Annotated in this window: 25 protein-coding genes, 2 pseudogenes and 2 other annotated features; of the genes and pseudogenes, 18 read left to right on the top strand and 9 right to left on the bottom strand. The window is 29.7% G+C overall.

Features of this window, described 5'->3' with window-relative positions; translation table 11 throughout:
* The first annotated feature begins 1 nt into the window (after window position 1).
* The 6 genes and pseudogenes from FYJ83_RS02965 (at window position 2) to FYJ83_RS02940 (ending at window position 6836) form a co-directional block, all read left to right on the top strand.
* The gene (locus FYJ83_RS02965; RefSeq protein WP_154438849.1) at window positions 2–3217 is read left to right on the top strand and encodes a M56 family metallopeptidase; all 3216 of its coding nucleotides are present in this window, start codon (window positions 2–4) and stop codon (window positions 3215–3217) included.
* A 168-nt stretch (window positions 3218–3385) separates the two neighbouring features.
* Window positions 3386–4255: pseudogene (locus tag FYJ83_RS20610) on the top strand (DUF6688 domain-containing protein); the annotation flags it as partial.
* Complete coding sequence (locus FYJ83_RS20605) at window positions 4238–4657, top strand: DUF6688 family protein (RefSeq protein ID WP_425335894.1); 420 nt, start codon at window positions 4238–4240, stop codon at window positions 4655–4657. The pseudogene FYJ83_RS20610 and the gene FYJ83_RS20605, both read left to right, overlap by 18 nt.
* A gap of 151 nt (window positions 4658–4808) precedes the next feature.
* Window positions 4809–5321 carry an RNA polymerase sigma factor gene (locus FYJ83_RS02950; RefSeq protein ID WP_154438846.1) on the top strand — a complete coding sequence of 171 codons (513 nt, stop codon included), beginning with the start codon at window positions 4809–4811 and terminating at the stop codon, window positions 5319–5321.
* Between the two features lie 161 nt (window positions 5322–5482).
* Window positions 5483–6010, top strand: coding sequence for a zf-HC2 domain-containing protein (locus tag FYJ83_RS02945; RefSeq protein WP_154438845.1), 528 nt, complete (start codon window positions 5483–5485; stop codon window positions 6008–6010).
* A 4-nt stretch (window positions 6011–6014) separates the two neighbouring features.
* On the top strand, window positions 6015–6836 hold the full coding sequence (locus tag FYJ83_RS02940) for a YfjL-like protein (RefSeq protein WP_154438844.1): 822 nt from the start codon (window positions 6015–6017) through the stop codon (window positions 6834–6836).
* Window positions 6837–7006: 170 nt separating this feature from the next.
* Here FYJ83_RS02940 and FYJ83_RS02935 read toward each other — a convergent pair whose 3' ends face one another.
* The 7 genes and pseudogenes from FYJ83_RS02935 to FYJ83_RS20180 form a co-directional block, all read right to left on the bottom strand.
* Window positions 7007–7951 (bottom strand): alpha/beta hydrolase, encoded by a 945-nt coding sequence (locus FYJ83_RS02935; protein WP_154438843.1) that lies wholly within the window; start codon window positions 7949–7951, stop codon window positions 7007–7009.
* Window positions 7952–8150: 199 nt separating this feature from the next.
* Window positions 8151–8879 (bottom strand): amino acid ABC transporter ATP-binding protein, encoded by a 729-nt coding sequence (locus FYJ83_RS02930; RefSeq protein ID WP_154438842.1) that lies wholly within the window; start codon window positions 8877–8879, stop codon window positions 8151–8153.
* Entirely contained in the window at window positions 8872–9537 is a 666-nt protein-coding gene (locus FYJ83_RS02925) for an amino acid ABC transporter permease (protein ID WP_216585587.1), read from the bottom strand. Before FYJ83_RS02925 ends, FYJ83_RS02930 begins: the two co-directional genes overlap by 8 nt.
* 2 nt (window positions 9538–9539) lie before the next feature.
* Window positions 9540–10382: a transporter substrate-binding domain-containing protein gene (locus FYJ83_RS02920; protein WP_154438840.1), complete on the bottom strand. Its 843-nt coding sequence runs from the start codon at window positions 10380–10382 to the stop codon at window positions 9540–9542.
* Window positions 10383–10432: 50 nt separating this feature from the next.
* Window positions 10433–10654, bottom strand: a binding site (T-box leader).
* 7 nt (window positions 10655–10661) lie between these two features.
* Entirely contained in the window at window positions 10662–11507 is an 846-nt protein-coding gene (locus FYJ83_RS02915; RefSeq protein WP_154438839.1) for a transporter substrate-binding domain-containing protein, read from the bottom strand.
* Between the two features lie 55 nt (window positions 11508–11562).
* Window positions 11563–11797, bottom strand: a binding site (T-box leader).
* A gap of 163 nt (window positions 11798–11960) precedes the next feature.
* On the bottom strand, window positions 11961–12164 hold the full coding sequence (locus FYJ83_RS02910; RefSeq protein ID WP_154438838.1) for a TOBE domain-containing protein: 204 nt from the start codon (window positions 12162–12164) through the stop codon (window positions 11961–11963).
* Between the two features lie 34 nt (window positions 12165–12198).
* Window positions 12199–12390 (bottom strand): annotated as a pseudogene (locus FYJ83_RS20180) (SelT/SelW/SelH family protein); the annotation flags it as partial.
* A gap of 276 nt (window positions 12391–12666) precedes the next feature.
* Between FYJ83_RS20180 and FYJ83_RS02900 the strand changes: the two are divergent.
* Together FYJ83_RS02900 and FYJ83_RS02895 are read left to right on the top strand one after the other, a co-directional pair.
* Window positions 12667–13440, top strand: a complete 774-nt coding sequence (locus tag FYJ83_RS02900) for an alpha/beta fold hydrolase (protein WP_154438836.1) — start codon at window positions 12667–12669, stop codon at window positions 13438–13440.
* A 69-nt stretch (window positions 13441–13509) separates the two neighbouring features.
* Complete coding sequence (locus FYJ83_RS02895; protein WP_154438835.1) at window positions 13510–14883, top strand: erythromycin esterase family protein; 1374 nt, start codon at window positions 13510–13512, stop codon at window positions 14881–14883.
* 54 nt (window positions 14884–14937) lie between these two features.
* Here FYJ83_RS02895 and truA read toward each other — a convergent pair whose 3' ends face one another.
* Window positions 14938–15675, bottom strand: a complete 738-nt coding sequence (truA, locus tag FYJ83_RS02890) for a tRNA pseudouridine(38-40) synthase TruA (RefSeq protein ID WP_154438834.1) — start codon at window positions 15673–15675, stop codon at window positions 14938–14940.
* Window positions 15676–15785: 110 nt separating this feature from the next.
* On the opposite strand from truA, the gene FYJ83_RS20175 reads away from it, so the two are divergent.
* The 4 genes from FYJ83_RS20175 to FYJ83_RS02870 all read left to right on the top strand — a co-directional run bounded on the left by FYJ83_RS20175 (window position 15786) and on the right by FYJ83_RS02870 (window position 18244).
* Window positions 15786–15917 carry a hypothetical protein gene (locus FYJ83_RS20175; RefSeq protein WP_268233501.1) on the top strand — a complete coding sequence of 44 codons (132 nt, stop codon included), beginning with the start codon at window positions 15786–15788 and terminating at the stop codon, window positions 15915–15917.
* A gap of 57 nt (window positions 15918–15974) precedes the next feature.
* The gene (locus FYJ83_RS02880; RefSeq protein WP_154438833.1) at window positions 15975–16292 is read left to right on the top strand and encodes a hypothetical protein; all 318 of its coding nucleotides are present in this window, start codon (window positions 15975–15977) and stop codon (window positions 16290–16292) included.
* A gap of 65 nt (window positions 16293–16357) precedes the next feature.
* Window positions 16358–16903, top strand: a complete 546-nt coding sequence (locus FYJ83_RS02875; RefSeq protein WP_154438832.1) for an SF0329 family protein — start codon at window positions 16358–16360, stop codon at window positions 16901–16903.
* Window positions 16904–17014: 111 nt separating this feature from the next.
* The gene (locus FYJ83_RS02870; protein ID WP_154438831.1) at window positions 17015–18244 is read left to right on the top strand and encodes a glycosyltransferase family 4 protein; all 1230 of its coding nucleotides are present in this window, start codon (window positions 17015–17017) and stop codon (window positions 18242–18244) included.
* A gap of 70 nt (window positions 18245–18314) precedes the next feature.
* Here FYJ83_RS02870 and FYJ83_RS02865 read toward each other — a convergent pair whose 3' ends face one another.
* The gene (locus FYJ83_RS02865) at window positions 18315–18506 is read right to left on the bottom strand and encodes an H-type small acid-soluble spore protein (RefSeq protein ID WP_154438830.1); all 192 of its coding nucleotides are present in this window, start codon (window positions 18504–18506) and stop codon (window positions 18315–18317) included.
* Between the two features lie 175 nt (window positions 18507–18681).
* Here FYJ83_RS02865 and FYJ83_RS02860 point away from each other — a divergent pair, with 175 nt between their 5' ends.
* From FYJ83_RS02860 to FYJ83_RS02835, 6 genes are all read left to right on the top strand, one after another.
* Window positions 18682–19620, top strand: coding sequence for a DMT family transporter (locus FYJ83_RS02860; protein ID WP_229768468.1), 939 nt, complete (start codon window positions 18682–18684; stop codon window positions 19618–19620).
* Between the two features lie 188 nt (window positions 19621–19808).
* Entirely contained in the window at window positions 19809–20633 is an 825-nt protein-coding gene (locus FYJ83_RS02855; protein WP_195837903.1) for a pyruvate, water dikinase regulatory protein, read from the top strand.
* 21 nt (window positions 20634–20654) lie between these two features.
* The gene (gene ppdK / locus FYJ83_RS02850; protein WP_154438828.1) at window positions 20655–23285 is read left to right on the top strand and encodes a pyruvate, phosphate dikinase; all 2631 of its coding nucleotides are present in this window, start codon (window positions 20655–20657) and stop codon (window positions 23283–23285) included.
* Between the two features lie 144 nt (window positions 23286–23429).
* Complete coding sequence (locus FYJ83_RS02845; RefSeq protein WP_154438827.1) at window positions 23430–24263, top strand: MBL fold metallo-hydrolase; 834 nt, start codon at window positions 23430–23432, stop codon at window positions 24261–24263.
* A 271-nt stretch (window positions 24264–24534) separates the two neighbouring features.
* Window positions 24535–25833, top strand: a complete 1299-nt coding sequence (locus tag FYJ83_RS02840; RefSeq protein WP_229768467.1) for an MATE family efflux transporter — start codon at window positions 24535–24537, stop codon at window positions 25831–25833.
* Complete coding sequence (locus tag FYJ83_RS02835) at window positions 25803–25958, top strand: hypothetical protein (RefSeq protein ID WP_154438825.1); 156 nt, start codon at window positions 25803–25805, stop codon at window positions 25956–25958. Before FYJ83_RS02840 ends, FYJ83_RS02835 begins: the two co-directional genes overlap by 31 nt.
* The last annotated feature ends 175 nt before the right edge of the window (window positions 25959–26133 follow it).

The following is a 26133-nucleotide window of genomic DNA, read 5'->3' as shown; positions in this document are numbered from 1 at the left end:
TATGGAAACTCTAAATACAGTATTTAATATGTCTATTACAGGGAGTATTATATTTTTTATATTTTTATTCATAAAGCCTATAACTAAGAAACATTTCAATTCATCTTGGCATTATAAAATGATTATCTTAACATTAGTTTTCTTTATTATACCAGTAGGAAATTTTATAAAAATTCCTATAAAATCAATTCCTAATATTTCTAATTTAGAAATTCAAGATTCAGATGGAGAAAAGGATATAATTAAAAATGAGACAATAAGGGATATAGGCAATAGTCCAAATACAGAAAAACAGAATCCAGAATATGAAATGAAAGGTAAAGTAAAAAATAATTATACCAATATAACAGAAGCAGAAAATCATAATCTTCAAGATATAAAATTTAATATGAGTTTTTATATGGACATAATTAAATATATTTGGATAATTGGTATGGTTATTTTATTGTTATTAAAAATCATACCATATATAAGGTTTAAATTTTCTGTTTTAAAAAACAGCATAGAGATAGAGGAAAGTTCTGTTTTAACAGTGTTCAATCTATGTAAAGATGAGTTAAATATAAATAGCAGAATACCTTTAAAGGTTTATGATGTTATTAGCTCTCCAATGTTAATAGGAATATTTTATCCTATAGTACTAATTCCAAAGATTGATGAAGACTATAAAAGATTGAAAATGATATTCTTACATGAACTAGGTCATTATAAAAGAAAAGACATTATAATAAAGACTTTTAGTCTTATTGTAAATGCTATACATTGGTTCAATCCACTAATATATATATTGCTAAAAGAAATGGATAAATACTGTGAATACTCCATAGATGAAAAGGTAGTAGAAAAAATGGATATTAGTGATAGAAAGTATTATGGAGAAACTATTTTAAATTTAATAGGTAATTCCATGATAAAGAAAAGTTCTCTTACAACAGCCATGGGAAGCGAAGGAAATCTATTAAAGTCTAGATTGGAAAATATGATATTTTCATTTAAAACAACTAGAAAAAAACATATTATTTCATTATTTACAGGAATTCTGATATTAATATCAGGAATCACCTTAGCTTGTAGTATTTTGCCTAATAAAGTAATAAAAGAAAATGATTCTTTTGTAGTATATATCAAAGAAGATGGACTTTATTATTCTTATTTAAATAGTGAAGAAGAGATAAAAGTCCATGAAGGAAAAGAATTTATTTATCCTCTTATTTCCAAATCTGGAAGTTATATAGCTTATACTAATAAAAATAGTCTTTATATTTATGATATAAAAAATAAAACCTATGAAAAGACAGCAGATAATATTAATCATTATTATATTTCCTATGACTGGATAGATGATAAAACCATAGTATATTCTACAGATAATCCTGGTTTTACAATATATAATGTATCAACCAAAGATAAAAAAGAGCATTTAGACGAATATTATTATGATAACCTTAGGTCAGCTAATAAAGATACCATTTATGGTATAAAAATCAGCAAATGGACATCAGAAGGAACAGATTATGCTGCTAATAATGGTGTAGTAGAAATAAGTCTAAAAGATTATGATTCCAAGATAAAAATGTTCCCAATAAACACCATAATAGAGTCCAGAGAAACTACAGATGAGGTGATAGGGTATAATCCTATTATATGGGATGTAACAAAGGATGGGAAATATGTTTATATAATGGAAAAACCTGCTTCTGGTTCACTAAGTACTGATGGAATAGGTATTGGAGTATATGATGTAGAAAAAAAGGAACATACAGAATTTACAGATATAACATTATTACCATATAAGGATAATCTTTCTATAAATCCTAAGAATAATGATTTAATTGCAATAGTAGAGGGTTCAGGCAGAGAAATGATTTTATCTAAAGAGGTGATTTTATTAGATATAAATAAAGATAAAACATTTAAAAATATTGAATTCATGGATAAAGACTTAGTAGCCATGACTCCAAGTTTTACATTAGATGGAGAAAAATTATTATATTCAGCAACTAATGGGCAAGATGAGTCTTGGGATTTTGATTATAATAAGGCTTTTGAGGACTGGGAGGTTCAACCTCATCATATTTATGAATATGATTTAAATACATCTTCAGTAAAAAATATAACTGAAGGAAATAATTTTGATTTCATGCCTATAAGTATATCAAAGGATAATATACTGTTTTGCAGATATAAAGGTGAAGGGTACCATAGTCTAATAAAACTAGTTAATGGAAAAGAGGAAGTATTAGCAGATAACATTGTTATTGATTATGAACTTGAAGAATCAGGGTTTGGATTTTATGGGCATTTAGATACGGAAAAAGGAATAGATATTTTTATAAATAAGAATACAGATTATATGGAAGAAAAAAATAAAGATATTAGTAAAATAGATGATTTATATAAGCTTAAAGGAACCTATATAGGAGATAATTCAAAAGTTAGTAATATAATTAATTTTTTAGATTTCCCAGAAGAATTAATACCAGTTGGAATAGAATTATTTACTAAGGAAGAGCCTTATGGATTACAGATTAATTTTAAGTCTAGTGTTGAAACTAGATCAAAGTATATAGCTACGAGTTCTGACCATATTTGGAGATCTCAATCTTTAATTTTATTCTCACTTATTGATAATTTAGACTATATTAAATATGCTATAGACGGTGAGGATATGAATATTATTGTGTCCTATATAAATAGGGAGGTTGGCGATAGCCTAACTATGTCAACATTAGGACATAAAACTTCTGAAGTGGCTAAAAATAAAAAATGGTTCAAAGAATTTTATAAAATATGGGGTGAATATAATACAAAAACAAACCAACCAGAGGCATTAGTAGGGAATATAGTAATAAAGGATAATACATTGTATTTTAACGAAGTGGAAATCGTAGAGTGGGAAGATCAAGAAAGAGTAAAAGAACTGGGTTTAAATGAATATGATATGCCAAGTGGATATATGATTATTGACAAGAATAAAGGTGAGAGAGTCTTTGAATTAGCAGATGAAGTTATATTTACTTTTACTGATGTTAACCTTAATTTTGTAAAAGATTCAGAAGGTGATAGACTATATACTACAACGAAAAAGGATGAATTCATAAAACATTTAGGAAAGTTAAATGAATTTCCACTATCTGAACAAAACTTACCATTTTTCATTGAAGTAAAAGATGGAAAGATAATTAGTATTACTGAAAAATTTAAATATACAATTTAAAATATAATAAAATATTGAAAAAGACAATATTAGAGAGAACAAATCAGAAAAGTAATCTCTAAATTCTATCCATTTGTATATGACAAGATGTTATAATAATTACATGTAAGTAAGGTATATGATAAAAATGTAGAAGTTGTTTATTTAGAATAAATAGAGGTGTTTTAAATGAAAGTTATTTTCAGGAAGATAGGAAAGTATTTTTATATAGCTCCTATTTTAACCACACTAATACTTAGCTTTATAGGCTCATTTTTCATTGTAGCAACATTATTGATTATTAGTATAATCCAAAATTCATCAAATTTTCTTTTTCAAGATATATTGCCTGGACTATTGATATATTCATTATTAACTTTACCTATTGTTTTAACAATTGAAAATATTATTTTACTTTTTATCAAACCTAAAACAGAGGAAAAAGAAAAGGCAATAAAAATATGGGAAGTTGTAGCAATGAGTATTGGGGTGACATTTACACTTTTTTATGTGTCATTGGTTAACATTGTTTTTGACGATTAGAATGTGCAATTGTATAACCATGAAATACATACTCCAATTGCGACAAAATCATTTTTGACTATGGGTATTATTGCTTTAGTAGCTGTTCTTGGATATATGATTCTTAGATTTTCCCCCATTGAAAAAATGCCTCCGCTTTTTGCAGTGCTATGTATTTCTGCACTATACCTTGGTATTGCAGAATGTATTCTATGGTGTGTTCAAATATTTAATGCACTAGATAAAGATATGATTTTACTCTGCTTATTCCCCTTAAACTGGGTTTTGATCGCTATAAGAACAATAAAAGATGTTGTGCATCAACAAACTTTCAAAAAAGAAAATGTCTCTCATAAATATAAGCATCTTGTGATATTACTAAATAATACCTCTAACTGGCCATGGATTGCTTTTCTTGCTGCAATTCCTCTGCTTGGTATTTTAGTTGCTGTATTGATTCTTTTTGGTCAGGAGCCAGACAGCTTTATAAAAGCGTGGACAGAAACTGCCGATTGGAATTTGTCACAGAAAGTTGCACCTCAAAACATTTATAGAGATGAACATTATTTATGTACAGTTGCTGCAGGCGGACATCCAACAATTGTAAAACCCATGCGTACTGGGAAACGACATGGCCATAGAGTGATTGTAAATCGACAGTTATGTATCGCCAATGCTTTTGAACAGCTTCTTGAAGAACGGACACCAAATTTTCATCGTTTTGTGAGGACTTTATATGATAAAACTGGCTATCCAATAGCAAAGCATATACAGTCTCCATATATTGCTGATGCTATATATTTTATAATGAAACCACTGGAGTGGATATTCCTTTTCTTTCTATATATGTTTGATGCAAAGCCTGAAAATCGTATTGCAGTTCAATATCCCCATTCAGTCCCACCAACATTAAACTCTGCCTTCTACCAGCAAAAGTAGAAAGAATGGTGAAGATACTTTGTATAACATATGGAATCTAGGCAGGATTTATATAATTAATACCAAGCTGTTTGCTTAAGCAAACAGCTTTTTAAAATAGTTTGTAACAAATCTTTTGAAAACAACACTAATATATTGAAAGGGGGAATTTATGCTGTTTATAAAAAAACTTTATGAAGACTATAAATCAGATGTATTTTATTACCTTGTAAGTATAACACATGATTCTGACCTTTCTGAGGACTTGACATCAGAAACATTTTTAGCTGCAATAAAATCCATTTCTAGATATAAAGGTAATGCAGATATTAAAACATGGCTATTTTCTATTGCAAGATATAAGTGGTATGAACATTTGAGAAAAAGAAAAAATGAAGTTTCATTCGATGATTTAGCAGAAATTTATATTCAGCAAAACGAAGATATAGAAAATCGACTTTATCGAAGTGAAATTGCAAAAATGTGTTTAACTGTTTTAGATAAGGAACCTGAGCAAGCAAGAAATATAGTTAAGATGCGTATTGAAGGGTTTTCGTATTATGAAATAGCTAAAAGATATGGAATCAGTGAAAGCTCAGCAAGAGTAATTAATTTTAGAACAAAGAAAAGAATAAGGCAGATTCTTGAAAAGAGATATGGTGATATGTCAGGAGATAATTTCTAAAAAGAATCAAAGAAGTGTCCTTTGTTAACTATTCTTGACTATATTTTAGCATTAGGATATTTCAATCAAAATTGTATTTAAATATTTAATATAAAAAATAATAATATGCTTAGACCACTTATAAAAATGTTTCTAAATATATTATAGGAGGAGGGAAACTTATGAGTAAAATAACCTGCAATATTTGCATGGATTTGATTCCTCTTGTAAAAGACGGGGTTGCCTGTACTGATAGTGAGAAGGCTGTGTTTGAACATTTAAAAGAATGTGCTGATTGCAACAGCTTTTTTAAGGACCTTGATCAAAAGCCAATAATAAACGATAAAAAAGCTTTTGGAAAAATCAAAAAGCAGGTTAATTTATCAATTTTAATTATAACTGTACTGAGTATTTTATTTGGTATCGGATTATCAATGAGTGAAAACATGTTTTATAATATAGTTATTATGCCTGTTATCGGAGTTGTCAGTTTTATAATTTTAAAAAACAGAGCATATGTAGTTACTGTATTTGTTTTTGTAGTATCATATATCTGGCATTTTGTTATGTTTTACTCAGAAATCAGTTATGGAGGTTTTTTAAGTAATTTAATAGCTTCGTTATATTGGGCTCTGATTTATTCTGGTTTATGTGCTCTTGGGACACTGATTGTATTCTTATTGTACTTTGCTTTTAAAAAGGAGGATTGATATTATGAAAAAGCTTATGAAGATTTTAGCTGCAATTGTAGCATTTGCTATTATTGTTGGTATATTGTGGTTTGCTAATGGTTTTTTGGGAAATCCTGTTTCAAAAATACTTGCAAAAAATGCAGCTAAAAATTATATCGCTGAAACTTATGCTGATAGAGATTTCATTATTGAAGAACTTAATTATAATTTTAAAGATATGGGTTATTATGCTCATGTAAAATCTCCATCAAGTGTAGATACTTATTTTTCAGTATATATTTCAATGCTTGGCAAGATTAAACGTGATTCTTATGAAAATGTATTAAATGGCTGGAACACCTATCAAAGAATTGAAGACGAATATCGTCAAATGGTTAACAGTGTGTTCTCTTTACCAGAATTTCCACTGGTAAGTAATATAGATTACGGTACAATTGAGATAATGGAAAAAGATACAACTGGTGGATTTGATAAAGCAAATTATGGAATAAAGATGAGTGAGCTTGAACTTGATAAGGAATATAATATAAAAGAACTGGCAAAAACGGCAGGTCACATTGTTTTCTATGCGCAAGATGATGAAATATCATTTAAAAGGGCAAGTGAAATTCTTTTAACCCTAAAAGAATTTTTAGATAAAGCAGATGTTCCTTTCTATGCTATTGACTTTATTTTGGAAAAACCTCGCAATGAAGACGAAACTCCTAATCAAGATAGAACCACCATTAATACGGCTAATTTTTTATATGGCGATATTTATGAAGAAGACCTTGAAAAACGTTTAGAGGAAGAACACAATGCTTTGATGGATTACTACAAAGAACAAGATGCAAAAGGAAAATAACAAACAGTTCTGTGGGCTTATGGATTTTTCATGGCAAAAATGTATTGACGTGAATATCTATGGATAAAGATGAAATCGCAAATTTAAAAGAAATAAAAATAATATTATATAAAGAAATATTTCTACTTCAAATAGTAGAAATATTTCTTTTGGATTTAGATTTATCTTCATTAGTAATTGTTATTTAAGAAGTCTAAAATAGAATTACTAAATTCAGTATCTTGTAATGGATTGTTAAAGTATTCTTCATAACAAATAAAATGTTCATCTCCTTCACGAACAAATGTAGAAGTATCTATATTATATTTTTCAGCCTGTTTTTGCAAGCGCTGAAAACTAGGATAAGGTACTTGAGAATCTTTGGTGGAATGCATCAATAACAAAGGTCTGTTATCAAAGTTTTTAAGTGCTTTTAGTGGAGAATAATTAGTAATATTAAATCCATAATGAATCCCTGAATATAGCCTTACAAATGGCTTTTCTAATGTACAAAATAATTTAGGAGCATCCATTAAATTCATATTGTCTGAAAAAACATCTTCCCAACTAGAAAAAGCTGAAACAGCAATAACCCCATCAATACGAGAATCTTTACCTGCTGCCATAATACTAGTAGCACCTCCCATGGAAGTTCCCATGGCAATAATAGGAAGGTCAGATACTTCCTGATTACTTGATAAGTAATTTACTCCAGCAACTACATCATTCCACTCTGTATAACCTAAACCAATTTCTTTACCCTCACTAAGATTTCTTCCACGCATCTCAATTAATAAAGAATCCCAGCCATTATCTGCAAACATCTTCGCATATCCAAAGAAAGCTGTTACTGATGGATTTTCTATTCCAGATAATATTATGACTGTTCCCTTAGTGTTATTAGCCTTGGTATGCCATGCTGCAAGTGAAAGACCATCTTCAGTTTTAAGAGAAATATGCTCAGCTTCAATACCATAGTCTGAGGATTTATATTGTGGACGTTCTACTCGTTTGCCTAAAATAGGTCTCATAATAAAATGAGGAATTACCGATAAAAAGATTAAAAGTAAGATAATAGCAACAATCACAATAGCAATAATAATACGTTTAAATTTATTTTTTTTACTTAATTCCATCTACCTTTTCATCCTTTCCATAAGATTTTATACATAAATAATTGTATCATAAATTTAAATAAAAAGAATCAGTTATAAATAAAATATGCTCCTTTCTAGTTTTCATCTTATTTTGAATCCTATTAGATAAGAGAACTTACTTTTACTTAGGCATAGACCTAATTAAATTTAAACGCTTTTATTTATTCTATTTATTGTCTTAATACTCTAATACCTTTGATAAAAATTCTTTAGTTCTAGGATTTTGTGGATGTTCAAATAAATCTACAGCCCTATTTATTTCTACAATTTCACCATCAGCCATAAATATTGCCCTATCAGCTACTTGTTTTGCAAATGCCATTTCATGAGTTACTACTACCATTGTCATACCTGTTTTTGCTAATTCCTTCATTACATTTAAAACTTCCCCAACCATTTCTGGATCAAGAGCAGATGTAACTTCGTCGAAAAGTATTACTGTTGGGTCCATGGCAAGAGACCTGGCAATTGCTATTCTTTGTTTTTGTCCACCAGATAGAGAGGAAGGATAGACATCTTTTTTATCTAACAAGTCCATGGTTTTTAAGAGGTCAATGGCTTTTTGTTCTGCTTCAATTTTTGTTAGTTGTCCCGTTAAGATTGGGGCTAAAGTTATATTTTCGAGAACTGTTTTGTGAGGAAATAGGTGGAAATGTTGAAATACCATTCCTATATTCTGTCTTATTTTATCGATCTCTTTCCCAGATGTAGCTATATTTTTACCATTAATATATATGGACCCGGAAGTAGGTTCTTCTAAATAATTTATACATCTTATAAGTGTGCTTTTACCGGAGCCAGAAGGACCGATAAGACTAATAACTTCGCCATCATTTATTTCTAAGTTTATATTTTTCAATATATGTTTATCTCCAAAAAATTTATTTAAGTTTTGTATTTTAATCATTATGTGACAATCTCCTTTCAAATAAACCTATTAATTGTGATAATGTAAATGTAAATATAAAGTATATTACTGCTACTATTATTAATGGATTAAAGGGTTGAAAACTATTACTTTGAACTATTTTTGAGGCATACATAAGATCTGCTACTCCGATTGTAGAAGCTACAGAAGTCTCTTTTATTAAAGTAACAAATTCATTTCCAAGAGCAGGTAATATATTCTTTATTGCTTGTGGCAATATTATATGTTTCATAGTTTGTTTATGGGAAATTCCTAAGCTTCTACTGGCTTCTGCTTGCCCCTTATCTATTGATTGAATCCCAGAACGGATGATTTCTGCAACATAGGCAGAACTATTTAAAGAAACCGCTATTAGGGCAGCTAAAAATCCATCTATATTTACACCCAACATTACATAGCTTCCAAAATATACTAAGGCAATTTGCACCATCATAGGTGTTCCACGAAGAGTCTCAATATATACAGTAGAAATAAATCTTAAAATCCTATATTTTGATAACTTTAAGAGACTGATCAATGCTCCTACAGTACTTCCTATAATAAGAGATAAAAAAGATATTAATAAAGTTATTTTAATTCCTGTTAAATAATAGTATTTATATTTTATAAGTAATTCTATAACGTTCAAATCATTCACTCCTAATCATTCTTTATTTCTTTATCACTTAATTCTTTAGCTTCCGCTTTCCACTTTTCAACTAAATCTAGTTCTATTAATTCATCTATTATTTCATTTAAATACTCGGTCAATTGATCATTACCTGTTTTTAAGGCTATACTTGCACCACCATTTTCATGGGTAAGATTTATTTTTTCCACTATGACTATATCATCATTAGTTTGTTCATAGGATTCAGCAACTTCTTTTGAGATTACAATTCCATCTACTTTTTCAGTTTTAAGTTCCATAATAAGAGTATTTAAAGCTGGAAGTTCTTTAACTTTGGAACCTTCTATATTTTCAGCTATATTTTTTTGTATGGAACCTGTTTGAACACCTAAAGTTGCACCATTAAAATCTGATTCAGACTGAAACTTATCTTTATCTGACTTTCTTATTAAAATTTTATGAATTTCATCTATATCATAGGATTTTGTAAAATTGGCATCTCTATCAGGTTCATTTACCATGCCAGCTATTACAATATCTAACATACCAGTAGATAGGCCACCTAGTAAGTTATTAAACTCCATATCTTTTATTTCTAACTCAACACCTAATTTATCAGCAATATATTTTCCAATGGATATGTCGTATCCAACTATTGTATCCTTTCCATCTAATAAGACATGGAATTCATTTGGTGGGAAATCTGCACTTGTTCCCATTATTAATTTGCCTTTACTCTTTATTCCTTTTAAAGAATAGCTTTTAAACTCTACACTGTTTGAGTCTGAATTTATTTGTTTTCCATTATTACAAGCAATAAGTAGGTTAAAACATATAATAAATCCTATTAATAAACTGATTTTCTTTTTCATCTCATTCACCTCATAATATTAATTAATAAAAAAGCCTCATCTCTATATATAATAGAGACGAGACTTCCCGCGTTGCCACTCTAATTGGTTTTGTTAAAACCCAACTCAATTTAAATAACGCTTTAAATGCGAAATAAGATACTGACCTAATAGGCTTTGTCTTATTTGTTTCTACAGCTCTTTTCCTTATAAATTCAATCACCTGGTTCTCAGCTTTTCCAGTTCTCTGTAGGATTTACTAATATAATTACTCTCTGTATCATAAACTTTTATATTTAATTATAAACCTTCACTACTAAGTTTATCTGCTTCAATTAGCCATTTATCTATTAAACCTTCAGATTTTAGTTTTGCTATTATTTCATTTAATTTTTTCGTTAGTTCATCATTTCCTTTTTGGATAGCAATTGCAACTCCTCCTGCACCACTATCAATAGTTAAATTCTCCACTACCATTAAATCATCATTTGCCTTTGCAAAGGATTCAGCAACTATTGTTTCCATGACTGCACAATCTATTTTTTGGGTTTTTAGATTCATTACTATATCTGGGTTTGTACTTAAACTTTTTACTTCAGCATCTTTTATAGTTGTTTGGACTATATTTTCTTGAGTTGTACCAATTTGTACACCTATACTTTTTCCGATTAAATCATCAATGGTGGCAATACCAGATGGATTATTTTTAGAAACTAAAACGGAAAGGTCTGCTTCATAATAAATATCTGTAAAATTAGCCTCTCTGCCATCCTCTGGAGTCATACCAGCTATTACAATATCCAACATTCCAGTTGCCAGTCCACCTAAAAGTTTATCAAATTCCATATCTTTTATTTCCAATTCTACTCCAAGTTCATCTGCTATATATTTTGCAATTTCAATATCCAGACCAACTATTGTATCTTTGCCATCTATCATAGTGTGGAATTCAAAGGGTGGATAATCTGCACTAGTTCCTAGTACGATTTTTTTCTTTTGAATAATTGAATCTAATCCTTGTACCTCTGATTCTATATTGTTTTCTTCATTGTTTATCTGTCTATTGGATGAATTCCCTCCGCAAGCCGTTAAAATAATACTAAACAACATGATTCCTGCCAATACTAAACCAATTTTCTTTTTCATCTTAATTTCCTCCTTAGTAAATAATATTTTAAAATAAAAAAACTCGTCTCTTACTATAAGAGACGAGTAATATACCCGTGGTGCCACTCTAATTATATTTTAACTTAAATAGAAAAAATATAACTTGTAACAAATAACGCTTTGAATGCGGAATAAGATACTAACCTTTGGCTTTGTCCTATTCATTTCAGCAACTCTTTTCATTAAGCTTTCCATTATCTGGCTCTCACCTTACCCAGTTCTCTGTAAAATGTACTTATCATAACTACTCTTTGCTTCACCAATATTTTAAATTATTTTTTTATAATGTATACTATCATAAATAGATTTAGAGAATTTGTCAAGTAATTTTTTATAATTATAATAATGAGGTTTATAAAGAGAGGTTAAAAGCAGATTTTAATAATAGAAAGTAACTTTTTTGAGTAAATGGTTTTCTAGTTTGTATTAACTTTATTTTCCAATCATTACAGAACTAGCTTTAATAACAGCGGTAGCTTCATCACCTATATTAAGGTCAAGGCTTTCTGCTGATCCTGTTGTAATACTAGAAACAATATTTAATCCATTTATATCAATAACGACCTCTGTTGAAACTGGACCTTTTTTAATATCAATTATTTTTTCTTTGAGCTGGTTTCTAGCTGATAGCTGCATAATATTCCTCCTTAAATAATCTTTAGTTTAATATTTAAGCTAGTTTAGTTCTAACTATTTCTTCTATTTCGTTTTCTTCAGGATAACGGTCTAATTCTTTCTTTGAAAAAATTAATTCATCGTTAAATGTTACTTCAAATACTCCTCCAGAAGAAGGGTATAAGATAACTTCAGATATTTTTTGTTTTTGCTCACTTAAAATAGATTGAGTTAGAGCAACTGCTCTTCCAAGATAGCCTCAACCAGTACAATATTCAATAGTTAGTATATTTTTCATTTAATCATCCTCCTAATATTAACTTTATCTATAAATACCCGTTTTACTATAAATAAAAACTATAATAAAACAGTTATATCATATCCATTCCCATAAATAATATTCTAAGATTTAATATTATAAATTTTAGATATGATATAATATTGTAAAATATGGTATCAATAAAATTAAGATGGAAATATTTAAGATAGAAATATAAGAACAGTAGAGAGAAAGGAGTTTAGCATGACTAATTACTTAAAATCTAATAATATAATTGAGGATAAAATCAAAATAGGAGAAATTCCAGCTATTTTGTTCAGACCTAAAGACGAAAGAGAGCTAATTCCAACGATAATTTTTTATCATGGTTGGAGTTCAAATAAGGAAATACAAAGAATTAGAGGGTTTATACTGGCTTCCGTAGGTTATCAAGTAATAATTCCAGATGCCATATATCATGGAGAAAGAAAGGCTTTAGATAACTATGGAGGAGAAAATGCTGCAAAGTATTTTTGGGATATAATATTTAGTAATATAGAGGAATCATATAGTATAATAAATGAAATAATATTAAATTATAATGGAGACCCAAAAAGAATAGGGGTTATGGGTCATTCTATGGGTGGTATTACAGCAGCAGGAGTATTTACTCATAATCCTAATCTAAAAACTTTGGCTGTCCTCAATGGTTCCTGTGGGTGGCAAGATTCTAATAATAGATTTAAGGAGTTTTTAGAAGTAGATTCCTATGAAAGAGAATTAGAAGAAAAAGTAAATAAAATGGATCCAATGAATAATCTCAATTTATTAATAGATAGACCTATTATTTTGCTGCATGGAGATAGTGATACCTTAGTTCCTATAGAAAGTCAGGAATTATTTTATGAAAACCTAAAGCCGTTATATAATCACAAAGAAAAATTAAAGATTATGAAATATTTAAATTTAAATCATTTTGTAACAACTGATATGATGGAACAAAGTATAGCTTGGTTCTATAAATATCTATTAAACTAGTTTAATAGATATTTATAGAAAGTAGAGGAGTATGGATTGGAGAATAGATTTAGATAAGGGGGAATCTAAATGTATAAAAGATTAACTATATTAACATTAGTTGTGATTATTTTCACAACCTTTATGGGAACAGGGGCCAATACAGAAAGTAATTTAACTACAGAGTTGAAAGAAAATTTAATTCCGTTAAAGACTGTAGAAGCAGAAAGTGGATTTGAGGATCTTATGCCATTGAAGGAAATCCTTAAAGATAAACGAATTATAGGTATGGGAGAAGCAACTCATGGAACTAGTGAATTTTTTAAGATGAAGCATAGAATGTTTGAATTTTTAGTGGAAGAAATGGGATATAGGGTATTTGCCATAGAAGGTGAATTTGGTGGAAGTCAAGTTGTAAATGAGTATATTCTTTATGGTAAGGGAGATATAAATAAAAGCTTAGAGGCTATGAACTTTTGGATTTGGAGTACAGAAGAAGTAGTTGATATGATTGAATGGATGAAGAAGTATAATGATGATCCAAACAATAAAAGAAAGATAAAATTTTATGGTTTTGATATACAGTCAGCAGATAATAGTCTAAGTTATGTTCTAGATTATTTAGAGAAGGTAGGCTCTAATAATATTGATGGATATAGAAAAGGTATAAAAACTTTAGAGGAGATATACGCTGAACTTAAAGAAAATAAAGATGAGTATATAAAAAATAGTTCAGTAGAAGAGTATGATTTAATATTTCAGCATGCAGTAGTTATAGATCAATGGATTGATTTACAAAGAACTAAAGAAAGGTTTGAAACCAGAGATCATTATATGACAGAGAATATAAAATGGATTTTAGATTATGAAAATAAACATTATGGAAATGATAAAATCATGCTGTGGGCTCATAACGGACATATATCTAAAGAATTTATAAAACTTAATATTGGTAAAAGATTGAAGGATTTGTACAATGATGATTATTATTCTTTAGGATTTGATTTTTATGAAGGAGATTTTATAGCTGGTACGTTTACACTACTTGGTAGTAAAGGAGCCAATTTTCATATAAGTTCATCACCAAATGGATCTTATGGGGATGAAATGAACAAGACAGGTATTCCAATTAGTTTTTTAGATTTTAAAAAAGCTGAAAAGAATAAAGTGGTGTCGGAGTTTTTATCATCAAAGATTTATAGTAATAATATTGGTGCGCTTTATTTGAGAAAAAGAGGTAATGAAAATGATATAAATAAGAAGGTAATGAGAGATACCTACGATGGTATGATTTTTATAAATTCTACTACAGCATCAAAAATGATTAAGCCATATTTTGATAGAGTAAAAGATGGAAATAAGATTTTAGTATATAATCGTATTACTATATTAATTTTAGCATTAGGAATCTTTATAATTCCATATAAACTATATAAAAAAAGAAAATTATCTCAAAAGCAATAGAAATCACTCCTAGTATAATTAAATTATACTAGGAGTGATTTAAATTTTTAAAATCTAATATTTGACTTCCATTAAGCAAAGACCTTTAGACTCAATCATAGGACCAGCTATACTACGGTTCTTGGACTCAAGGATAAATTGTACATCTTTTGCAGTGATTTCTCCTTTTCCTACTCTGATTAAAGTTCCGGTAATTATTCTAATCATATTATGAAGAAAGCCATCACCTTTAAAGTTGATATAGATATAATTATTTTCTTTAATTATATCTATATCAGTTATGGTTCTTATGGTACTTTTCTTTTTCGATTTCATTGTAGTAAAAGCTGCAAAATCAAAAGTACCTATTAAAACCTTTGCTGCCTCCTCCATTAAGGATATATCTAAGGCTTCTGGTATATGAGAAGTAAATTTTCTTCTAAAGACATCTTGATACTTGTTATTATCTATGGTGTAAGTGTATAATTTAGACACTGCATTGTATCGTGAATGAAACCTTTCATTCATTTCACAAAAATCATGTGCTACAATATCGTCTGGTAAATAACGGTTAATATATTCTTCTATTTCATCTATTATCATACTAGAATCAGTAAAGAAATTGCAAACTAAAGCCTTAGCGTGAACTCCTTTATCAGTTCTAGAACATCCTATTACATTTATGTTTTCTCCAGTCATTTTATTTAGTAAAGTTTCTAATTTTCCTTGAATAGTGTTGTCATTGTCTCCTAGTCTTTGCCATCCTTGGTATCTGCTTCCATCAAATTGTAAATTCATCTTTATATTTCTCATTTTATCCCTCACTATATTTAGTATAACTATGATACCATAAAAAATAAATCATTGTAAACTTTAATAATGCCTCAAAATTCCTTAGTTTAAATTGCGTTATGTAGAATTATATGGGTATATTTAATGGTAAGTTAATAATTTATCAAGGAGAGGATATTGCAAATATAATATTATTTCTAGTATCAGATGAATCAAGGTTTGTCAGTGGAGTTACCATAGTAAGTAATGGGGAGGGGCTATAAATTAAGGAAATAAGGATTTGTATCATAAAAATATTATTAAAATTAAGGAGTGGAGTTTTGAAAAAGAAAAAGGTACTTACTATAACTATAATTTGTGGCATTATAGCTTTGTATATTGTATTCCATATTATACCAACCTTAGCATTAAGAACTCATTTATTTATGAGTGGACATCCTATTATTGCATTTACAACAGAAATAGTAGATGATGAATTTCACAATAAGACAGATAAACAAATTCTTGAAAGTCAAAACGCTAGATGCTATACTCTTACAAAGCCAGTGTTTGATAAAGAAACAAAAGGGCAATTAAGAAATTATAAAGTGACTAAAAAAGGTTTTATATATTTTGCTGAATACTACGGAGAATTATAAAAGTTGAGTATTATAGATTCATTTGAAACTAAGAAGTTTATGGAAGTTTAAGGAGGATTTATTGAATGGGAAATTCGTGGAGTGGATTGAGGAGAGAATTAGAGAATGATTATTTATGTGAATCATTACAGGGAAGAGTACAATATTTTGTAACTCATTATCATAAAGCACCTGATAACTATGGAAGAATTGCAGTTAGAGTGGATGGCAAAGAAGTTTTAATGGGCAATCCCTATGATTATTATGTAAAGGGTTATGTTTATAAGCAACATATATTAAAAAAGGAGATGGGGGTTCAGCCAAGAAAGTGGGTAGGAAATGAAACTTTGAATGATAAAGAAAACAAACAGGTTGAAGATATGGTAAATGAAATGGCTGTTAATGACGGAGTATTTGATATTGATGATATTACATCTTCCATTAGGGAATATAAAAATTTAGATATAAAAGAAAGTATTAATTCTGCAAATCCTTTAGTAAGGATGCTTGCAGTTATGGATAGAAGAATAGGAAAACGAACTCTTACGAAGTTGAAATCAGAAGTTGATAAACAACCTGAGTGGTTACAGTTCTTTTACAATCTAAGGCTTGAGTCAGAGAATTTATTCTAAAGAAGGTTATACTTTAATATAGATTTTGGAGTGGATATGTATAGAATATTTCAAAAGAATTTTTAGCTTTCTTTGGAGCAATATTCTGAAATAATATAAATATATATAGAAATGGAAATGATAGATATGAAGATATTACATGTTATAGCACAGTTGCCATCAAGGACAGGTTCGGGAGTATATTACTCCAATATGATAGAAGAATTTAAAAAATATAACTATGAACAAAAAGTTGTCTTTGGGTGTCAAGATGAATATATATGGAAGATTTTAGAACATGAAGATCAATATCCTGTGGTTTTTAAAAGCAAAGAAATACCTTTTCCAATAGCTGGAATGAGTGATGTCATGCCTTATGAAAACACCTTATATTCATCTATGACTAAGGATATGATGGATATTTGGAAAAATGCTTTTAGGAAGAGATTGGAAAAGGTAAAAAAAGAATTTAATCCAGATATTATATTCTCACATCATCTTTGGATTTTGACATCTTTAGTTAGAGAAATATTCCCAAATACGAAAATAATTGGGCTGTGTCACAATACAGATTTGAGACAAGCTAAGATGAACCCTCGTATTAAACATAAGTATGTAGATAAAATACATGAGTTAGACTGTATATTTTCAGCTTCTGAACAGCAAAAAGATGAAATAGTAAAAATATATGGTGTAGATAGATACAAGATAGTTGATGTAGGAGGAGGATTTAATCAAAATATTTTTTATCCTCCAAAACAAAAAACTTATACTGATAAAATCAGACTTGTATTCTGTGCAAAAATAGACCCATCTAAGGGAATTTATGAACTTATAGAGGTTTATAAATCCTTAGGGTTAGATGATTTAACTTTAGATATTATAGGAAGTCCAGATGAGGAAAACAAAAAGAAAATAGAAGAGTATATTAAAGATGATAGCAGTATAAAGGTATATAATGTGCGAGACCAAATAGCTTTAGGCAACGAATTAAGGGGAAAAGATATATTTCTAATGCCTTCTTATTATGAAGGTTTGGGACTTATGGCTATAGAAAGTTTAGCCTGTGGATTATATGTAGTCACTACAGAAATAGAAGCATTAATGACACTTTTAGGAGAAGAAATAAAAGATTCAGGTATAATCAAATATGTTCCTCTTCCTAGAATATATGATATAGATAAACCAGTTAAAGAAGATTTACCAGAGTTTAAAGAAAACCTAAAGGGAGCTATATTAACTCAAATAGATAAGGTAAGAAGGAAGGAAGCTTTCCATAATGAAATGGAAGAAAAGATAAAATCTTTTTCTTGGGAAGGGTTAGTTGATAATATGAACCATATTATAAGAACCATATTATAATGAAAGGCTTAGAATAACCTAATGAATCAAATTCTCTTTTCTGGTTGAGCCAGAAAAGAGAATTATATCTTTATTTTAATTCAAGTCCTTGGCTATTTAATTCATTTACAGGGACTTGCATTTTTTCACCAGTAGCTATTACTGAAACTAGTGCTTTTTGGTTTTCTACGTCTATATGTTCTAGCCATACTAATTTATCTTTATATGTCACTTCATGATTTACATTTCCCTTTAATATTTCCTGTGCTTTATGGGCTTTCATAATATTTCCTCCTAAATTTGTATTTCATAATTAGTATAGGTAAACTACAATTATATATGTCATGTAAAATGTGGATATATATGGAAGAACAATGGTTTAAATTATGATGATCTTGATTATAAAAAGGTAAAATACAGTCATATACTATTGATAGTGTAGATTAAGGAGTGATGTTTTGGAAAAAAATAAAATTAATAAAGTGTATTTTGCAGCTATTATGTATTCTATTATTACAGGATTATCCTTTTTATTTGGTAAAATAGGTTTGGAATATAGTAATCCTATTGATTTATTAGCCTATAGATTTACGGCAGCTTTTTTAGCTATTTTATTACCCGTATTATTTAAAAAAGTTAAAGTAGATATTAATAAGGAAATGATAAAAAAGGTACTTCCTATGACTCTTTTCTACCCTTTATCCTTTTTTGGATTTCAAATATTTGGACTTAAATATACTCCGTCTGCTGAAGCAGGTATATTATTAGCTGTAGGTCCAGTATTCACAATGATATTAGCTTCATATTTTTTAAAAGAGAAGGCTACAATTCTTCAAAAGATATCTATTTTACTATCTGTATTTGGAGTGATTTATATAACATTTAAAAAAGGATCTTCTTTTGAATTTAATAGTATGAAAGGTATAGCATTTTTATTGATATCAGTCATATCCTTTGCAATATATAGTGTAATGGCTAGAAAACTTACACAGGACTTTTCTGGTATACAACTTGGCTATATAATGATTGGAATTAGCTTTATATCCTTTAATATTTTAGCCTTATCACAGCATTTAATAAATGGAAGTATAGGAAGTTTCCTTACTCCATTGAAAGAATTTAGATTTATTATATCTGTATTATATCTTGGAGTACTGTCATCATCTGGAACTTCATTTTTAACAAACTATGTTCTATCTAAAATTGAGTCCTCTAAAATGAGTGTATTTGCTAACTTGGCAACAGTTATATCCATAGTAGCAGGTGTTGTTTTTTTAAAGGAAGAAATATTTTATTATCATATAATAGGTTCAATCCTCATTATAGTAGGAGTTATAGGTACAAATATATTTGATGAAAAGAGAATTTCTAAGGAAGATAGTGGAGATGAAATTTAGATTGTAATAGAATATAAATTAATAATTCTATTCATAAACCTTGCGACAATTGGGAATAGTTGTCGTAAGGTTTATTTTATATATAAAAATAAATAAATTAAAAAAATTTTTAAATTTTTATTGACATGTTAAGCAATGTGTCATACTATAAGATATATAGTATAACGTTATTGAAGGGGGAGGAAGAATTGGAAGGACTTAAGGTATTTATTGTGTCAGACTCATTGGGGGAAACTGCTGCACTAGTAACCAGGGCTGCCATATCTCAGTTTAAAACAGATAACTACGAAATCAAAAGATTTTCCTATGTCCAAGACTTAGATGTGTTAAGGGGAGTTCTTCAAGAGGCCTCTCTCATAAAAAATTCAATTTTAATCTATACCTTAGTTGATGAAAGCCTAATTGAATTCATAAAGGAATATTCAAAGAACACAGGTCTATTAACTGTAGATTTAATTAGTCCTCTAATAAATGTCATTAGCCAGACATTAGATATTGAACCTACAAGGGAACCTGGAGTTATAAGAAGATTAGATGAAACGTATTTCAAGAGGGTAGCAGCTATTGAATTTGCTGTAAAGTATGATGATGGAAAAGATCCTAGGGGAGTGGTAGAGGCAGATATAGTATTAGTCGGAGTATCTAGAACATCAAAGACGCCTCTTAGTATGTACTTAGCCAATAGAAATTTAAAGGTGGCAAATATTCCTCTAGTAGTAGAAGTAGATCCACCTAAAGAATTATTTAATATACCTGCAAAAAAAATCATAGGGCTTACAAATTCTCCTGAAAAATTAAATGAAGTAAGAGAAGAAAGGCTAAAATCTTTAGGCTTATCTAGTGGCTCTAGTTATGCAAGCTTAGGAAGGATATTAGATGAATTGGAATATGCTGATAAAATCATGAAAAAAATTGGATGTCCAGTTATAGATGTATCAAATAAGGCAATAGAAGAAACATCAGAAATAGTACTATCATTACTTAGAAAAAATGGTATAAGTTTTAGTGAATAAAAATTGAAAGGGGATTAAGAAATGGAAAATAAGTATGTTTATAGCTTTCATGAAGGTAAAAAAGAAATGAAAAGTTTACTTGGAGGTAAAGGTGCTAATTTAGCTGAGATGACTAATATTGGTCTTCCTGTACCTTCAGGATTTACTATTACTACAGCTGCATGTATTCGCTACTATGATGAGAATAAAATATTGTGGAATGAATTATTAGATGAAATACATGATCAGTTAATGGGACTAGAAAAAAGAATTGGCAAAAGCTTTTCTGATGAGAATAATCCATTATTAGTATCTGTAAGATCTGGATCTGTTTTTTCCATGCCGGGAATGATGGATACTATACTTAATCTAGGACTAAATGATATATCTGTAAAGGGACTTGCAAACTCAACAGGTAATGAAAGATTTGCCTATGATAGTTATAGAAGATTTATTCAAATGTTTTCAGATGTAGCTATGGGTATTCCAAAAGTAAGATTTGAATCTTTACTTGAAGAGATGAAAGAAAATAAGGGAATCATAGAGGATACAGATTTAAATGCTGAAGACTTAAAGGTTTTAGTTGAAAAATATAAGGAAGTTTATTTAAATGAATTAAATGAAGAATTCCCTCAAGATCCTATTAAACAGTTAGAACTTTCTATTAAAGCTGTATTTGATTCATGGAATAATCCAAGGGCTAAGGTATATAGAAGACTTCACAATATATCAGATAATCTAGGAACAGCCGTTAATGTTCAGTCCATGGTATTTGGTAACATGGGAGATACATCAGGTACAGGAGTGGCCTTTACAAGAAATCCAGCAACTGGAGAAAACCACTTGTTTGGAGAATACTTAATAAATGCTCAAGGCGAGGACGTAGTTGCAGGAATTAGGACTCCAGATGAAATATCTCATTTAAAAGATATTATGCCAGAGGTATATGATGAGTTTGTAAAGATTACTCATACATTAGAAAATCATTATAAAGATATGCAAGATATTGAGTTCACAATAGAAAACGGAAAGCTTTATATCCTTCAAACTAGAAACGGAAAGAGAACTGCCCAAGCAGGAATTAGGGTAGCTGTTGATTTAGTACATGAAGGCTTAATAAATAAAGAAGAAGCAATTATGAGGGTTGAACCAAATCAATTAAATCAGTTATTACATCCTACTTTTGCAGAATCAACTTTAAAGGAAGCTATAATAATAGCTAAGGGGTTGGCTGCATCTCCAGGAGCTACATCAGGTAAGATTTATTTCCATGCAGATGACGTAGTAGAAGCTAAGGCAAGGGGAGAAAGAGCAATATTAGTTAGACAGGAAACTTCCCCAGAGGATATAGAAGGTATGGTAGCAGCAGAAGGTATTCTTACAGCTCGTGGAGGTATGACATCCCATGCTGCAGTAGTTGCAAGAGGTATGGGTAAGTGTTGTGTTGCAGGATGTAGCGATATAAGAGTTAGTGAAGAAACAAAGATAATGAGAACCAAAGATCAAACTTTTAATGAAGGAGACTTTATTTCCTTAGATGGCAGTACAGGAATTGTATACAAGGGAGATATAGAGAAGGTACAACCAACATTAGGTGGAAGCTTTGGAGAATTTATGGAATGGGTAGATGAAGTAAGGGTAATGGGAGTTAGAGCAAATGCAGATAATCCAAAGGATGCAGCACAGGCTCTAGAATTTGGAGCAGAAGGTATTGGACTTTGTAGAACTGAGCATATGTTTTTCGAGGAAACTAGAGTTATGTCTGTGAGAAAGATGATACTTGCAACTACCTTAGAGGAAAGAAAATCTGCATTAGATGAACTTCTGCCAGTGCAAAGACAAGATTTCTATGAACTTTATGAAGCAATGGAAGGAAAACCTGTTACAGTAAGACTTTTAGATCCTCCACTACATGAATTTTTACCTGTAAAGGATGAAGACATAAAAGAATTAGCTGAAGCTATGAATGTAAGTTTTGATGATTTAAAAGATAGGGTAGAAGGATTAGCAGAGTTTAACCCAATGTTAGGTCATAGAGGTTGTAGGTTGGCAGTAACATATCCTGAAATATATAGAATGCAGGTAAGAGCAATAATAGAGGCAGCAATAGATATTAAAGAAAAAGGCCATGAAGATATTTATCCAGAGATTATGATTCCTTTAATCGGACATATAAATGAATTGAAATATGTAAAGGATGAAGTATTAAAGGAAATAAATCTTGTATTTGAAGAAAGAAACAATACAGTAAAATATATGATAGGTACAATGCTTGAAGTTCCAAGAGCCGCCATAACTGCTGATGAAATAGCTACTGAGGCTGAATTCTTTAGTTTTGGAACAAATGACCTTACTCAAATGGGATTTGGATTCTCAAGGGATGATGCTGGTAAATTCTTAAATGAATATGTAGAAAAGGGAATCTTTGAAAAAGATCCATTCCAAGAAATTGATAGGGCTGGTGTAGGAAAGTTAATGGAGATTGCCATAGAATATGGTAGAAAAACTAATCCAAATTTAAAGTTAGGAATATGCGGGGAACATGGTGGAGAACCAAATTCAGTTGAGTTCTGTCACCAAATAGGACTTCACTATGTAAGCTGTTCACCTTTTAGAATACCAATAGCAAAATTAGCAGCAGCACAGGCTGAAGTAAATTATCCAAGATCATAGAACTAATATAAGGGCATTTCATAACTGATCAATCAGTTATGAAATGCCCCCCTTTGTCTTTATGGTAAATAGTTTATAGGGGTGTAATTAAATTGAAGATTAAGTTTATATCTAAGGGTAATAATCATATAAGAGGTGAATAGGATGAAAATAGCTACATTAATTGAAAATAAACCTGGAGATAGGGAAGAGTTATATACAGAATATGGATTATCAATATATATAGAGGTGGATGGAAATAAGATATTATTTGATACAGGGCAAAGTGGAGACTTTATAGACAATGCAAAGGATCTAGATATTGATTTGAAGGATTTAGACTATGTGATAATTAGTCATGGACATTATGATCATAGTGGTGGGTTCGAAAGACTTATAAAAGAAATAAATCCTAGTATTAATTTATATTTAGGAAATGGATTCTTTAATAAGAAATATAATTTAATGGAAAGTGGAGAATATGAATATGTAGGAAATCCCTTTGAGGAGCAGTTTTTAAGTGAAAATAATATACAGGTAAAATACATAAATGAAGATATATTAAATATTACAGAAAATCTAATTGTTTTTACAAACTTCAATAGAAACCAAGAATTTGAAAATACAAATCAAAATATGTATTTAAAAGAAGACGAAGAATATAAAAAAGATATGTTCCTAGAAGAAGTGTCCTTAGGAATTAAGACTAATAGAGGGCTAGTAGTAATAGTAGGATGTTCTCATGCAGGAATTGTAAATATATTAGATACTATAATAGAGAGAATAGATATGAATATATATGGTGTAATAGGTGGAACTCACTTAGTTGAAGAAAATGATGAAAAGATAAATAAAATAATAGAATATCTAAAGGAAAAGGATATTGAGTTAATAGGTGCCTGTCATTGTACAGGAAAACAAGGAGAAACTATGCTTAGTCAAGGATTGGAAGGAAGTTTTATTGATAATAATACTGGAGATATATTATATATAGAATAAATAAGCTACTAGACAATATAAATCTCAATAAAAGTTTTGAATTTTTTATGAATATAATGTATAAACATTCTGAGGGGCATATTTCGGCAATACAAGTGTTTGACTTATTGAATCTTTTTTAATATAATTATCTCGAATTATATAAATAAAATAAAAAAATCTATCTTTTAATGTTTAGATGGATTTTTTTATTTTGAAGGGATCTGAAATATTGAAAAACCATATAAAAGAAAACTATATTTTTTCCAGAAAAAATCTTATTTATCTCATTATGCCTCTTATATTTGAGCAGTTACTGGCTGTGGCTGTGGGTATGGCAGACACAGTAATGGTTGCCAGTGTTGGGGAAAGTGGAGTATCAGCCGTATCTCTAGTGGATTCAGTAAATATTCTGCTTATAAATTTATTTGCGGCATTGGCAACAGGTGGAGCTGTAGTTGCAGGACAGTACATAGGAAGAAATCAGAAGGAAAAGGCTTCAAAAGCAGGGGAGCAGCTTATGGTATTTGCAACACTTATTTCACTGGTCATAATGGTAGTAGTATATGTTGGCAGAGGGTTTATATTAAATGTGGTATTCGGTTCCATTGAGGCTACTGTTGCAACACACGCCAATACCTATATGAATATAGTATTTGCCAGTATTCCGTTTATAGCAGTATATAACAGTGGGGCAGCTTTATTCAGAGCTATGGGAAATTCTAAAATTACTATGAAGACCTCCTTGATAATGAATACCATCAACATTGTGGGAAATGCAATATTGATATATGGATTTGGCATGGGAGTTGAGGGAGCTGCCATTCCAACCTTGATATCTAGGGTAGTAGCTGCTGTAATTATAGTTTTGTTGCTTAGAGATGAAAGCCTTCCCATTTATATAAATAAGCCATTTAAATATAAATTTGATGGTAAAATGGTTAAGAATATTCTTCAAATAGGAATACCAAATGGAATAGAAAATAGTATGTTTCAGCTAGGTAAGATATTACTATTGAGTGTCGTATCTGGATTTGGCACTGCGGCTATTACAGCAAATGCAGTTGCAAATACAGTTACGGCCTTTCAGTTTCTTCCTGGTGCTGCCATAGGATTAGGTCTTGTTACTGTAGTCAGTCAGTGTGTAGGAGCTGGAGATTATGATCAGGCTAGATACTATACAAAGGTACTTCATAAATATGCCTATATGGCTTTAGCTCTGGTAAATGGAATTATAATACTGGCATCCCCCTTTATACTGAAGATGTATAATTTATCACCTGAAACTGCTGCATTGGCAAGAAAGATAATAATATTCTATGGAATACATGCTTCCTTAGTGTGGCCATTGGGCTTTACTCTCCCAAACACCTTAAGAGCCGCAAATGATGTACAGTATGCCATGATAATAAGTGTGAGTTCTATGTGGATTACAAGGATTGGACTTGGTATATTATTTGCCAAATATTTAGGTTTTGGAATGTTTGGAGTTTGGATTGCCATGATTTGTGACTGGTATGTAAGAGCAGCATTTTTTATTCATCGATATAGAGGAAGTAAATGGGAAGAAAAGACTACCCACCATTTATAAAAATGCTGGGTATTTTATTGAAGGTAGGGGAAAATTTGGAAGGACCTAAGGCGTTTATTGTATCGGACTTATTAAAAGGAGTTCTTCAAGAGGCTTCTCTCATAAAAAATTCAATTTTAAATTGAGTCCATATGTGAAGACACAATATTTTGGAAATATTACAAAAAAATATTTTAGTATAATTTAAGTTATGTATTAAATGTGGGTATATAAAGAATAATAAGTTATTTCAATTATAAAAATATTTTTACAATAAACAAATTTATATTAAAGAAAAACTATTTAGTATTAACAAATTAA

Source organism: Tissierella pigra (assembly GCF_009695605.1).
GTDB lineage: Bacteria > Bacillota > Clostridia > Tissierellales > Tissierellaceae > Tissierella > Tissierella pigra.
This window is presented reverse-complemented; position numbering and strand designations above follow the sequence as displayed.

Coding starts and splice junctions, on each gene's coding strand:
- FYJ83_RS02840 (WP_229768467.1), top strand. CDS start 24,535: ATGCCTCTTATATTTGAGCAGTTACTGGCTGTGGCTGTGGGTATGGCA.
- ppdK (WP_154438828.1), top strand. CDS start 20,655: ATGGAAAATAAGTATGTTTATAGCTTTCATGAAGGTAAAAAAGAAATG.
- FYJ83_RS02910 (WP_154438838.1), bottom strand. CDS start 12,164: ATGCAGCTATCAGCTAGAAACCAGCTCAAAGAAAAAATAATTGATATT.
- FYJ83_RS02835 (WP_154438825.1), top strand. CDS start 25,803: ATGGGAAGAAAAGACTACCCACCATTTATAAAAATGCTGGGTATTTTA.
- FYJ83_RS02915 (WP_154438839.1), bottom strand. CDS start 11,507: ATGAAAAAGAAAATTGGTTTAGTATTGGCAGGAATCATGTTGTTTAGT.
- FYJ83_RS02965 (WP_154438849.1), top strand. CDS start 2: ATGGAAACTCTAAATACAGTATTTAATATGTCTATTACAGGGAGTATT.
- FYJ83_RS02895 (WP_154438835.1), top strand. CDS start 13,510: ATGTATAAAAGATTAACTATATTAACATTAGTTGTGATTATTTTCACA.
- FYJ83_RS02845 (WP_154438827.1), top strand. CDS start 23,430: ATGAAAATAGCTACATTAATTGAAAATAAACCTGGAGATAGGGAAGAG.
- truA (WP_154438834.1), bottom strand. CDS start 15,675: ATGAGAAATATAAAGATGAATTTACAATTTGATGGAAGCAGATACCAA.
- FYJ83_RS02900 (WP_154438836.1), top strand. CDS start 12,667: ATGACTAATTACTTAAAATCTAATAATATAATTGAGGATAAAATCAAA.
- FYJ83_RS02865 (WP_154438830.1), bottom strand. CDS start 18,506: ATGAAAGCCCATAAAGCACAGGAAATATTAAAGGGAAATGTAAATCAT.
- FYJ83_RS02930 (WP_154438842.1), bottom strand. CDS start 8,879: ATGATTAAAATACAAAACTTAAATAAATTTTTTGGAGATAAACATATA.
- FYJ83_RS02945 (WP_154438845.1), top strand. CDS start 5,483: ATGAGTAAAATAACCTGCAATATTTGCATGGATTTGATTCCTCTTGTA.
- FYJ83_RS02950 (WP_154438846.1), top strand. CDS start 4,809: ATGCTGTTTATAAAAAAACTTTATGAAGACTATAAATCAGATGTATTT.
- FYJ83_RS02870 (WP_154438831.1), top strand. CDS start 17,015: ATGGAAATGATAGATATGAAGATATTACATGTTATAGCACAGTTGCCA.
- FYJ83_RS02875 (WP_154438832.1), top strand. CDS start 16,358: ATGGGAAATTCGTGGAGTGGATTGAGGAGAGAATTAGAGAATGATTAT.
- FYJ83_RS02935 (WP_154438843.1), bottom strand. CDS start 7,951: ATGGAATTAAGTAAAAAAAATAAATTTAAACGTATTATTATTGCTATT.
- FYJ83_RS20175 (WP_268233501.1), top strand. CDS start 15,786: ATGGGTATATTTAATGGTAAGTTAATAATTTATCAAGGAGAGGATATT.
- FYJ83_RS02920 (WP_154438840.1), bottom strand. CDS start 10,382: ATGAAAAAGAAAATCAGTTTATTAATAGGATTTATTATATGTTTTAAC.
- FYJ83_RS02940 (WP_154438844.1), top strand. CDS start 6,015: ATGAAAAAGCTTATGAAGATTTTAGCTGCAATTGTAGCATTTGCTATT.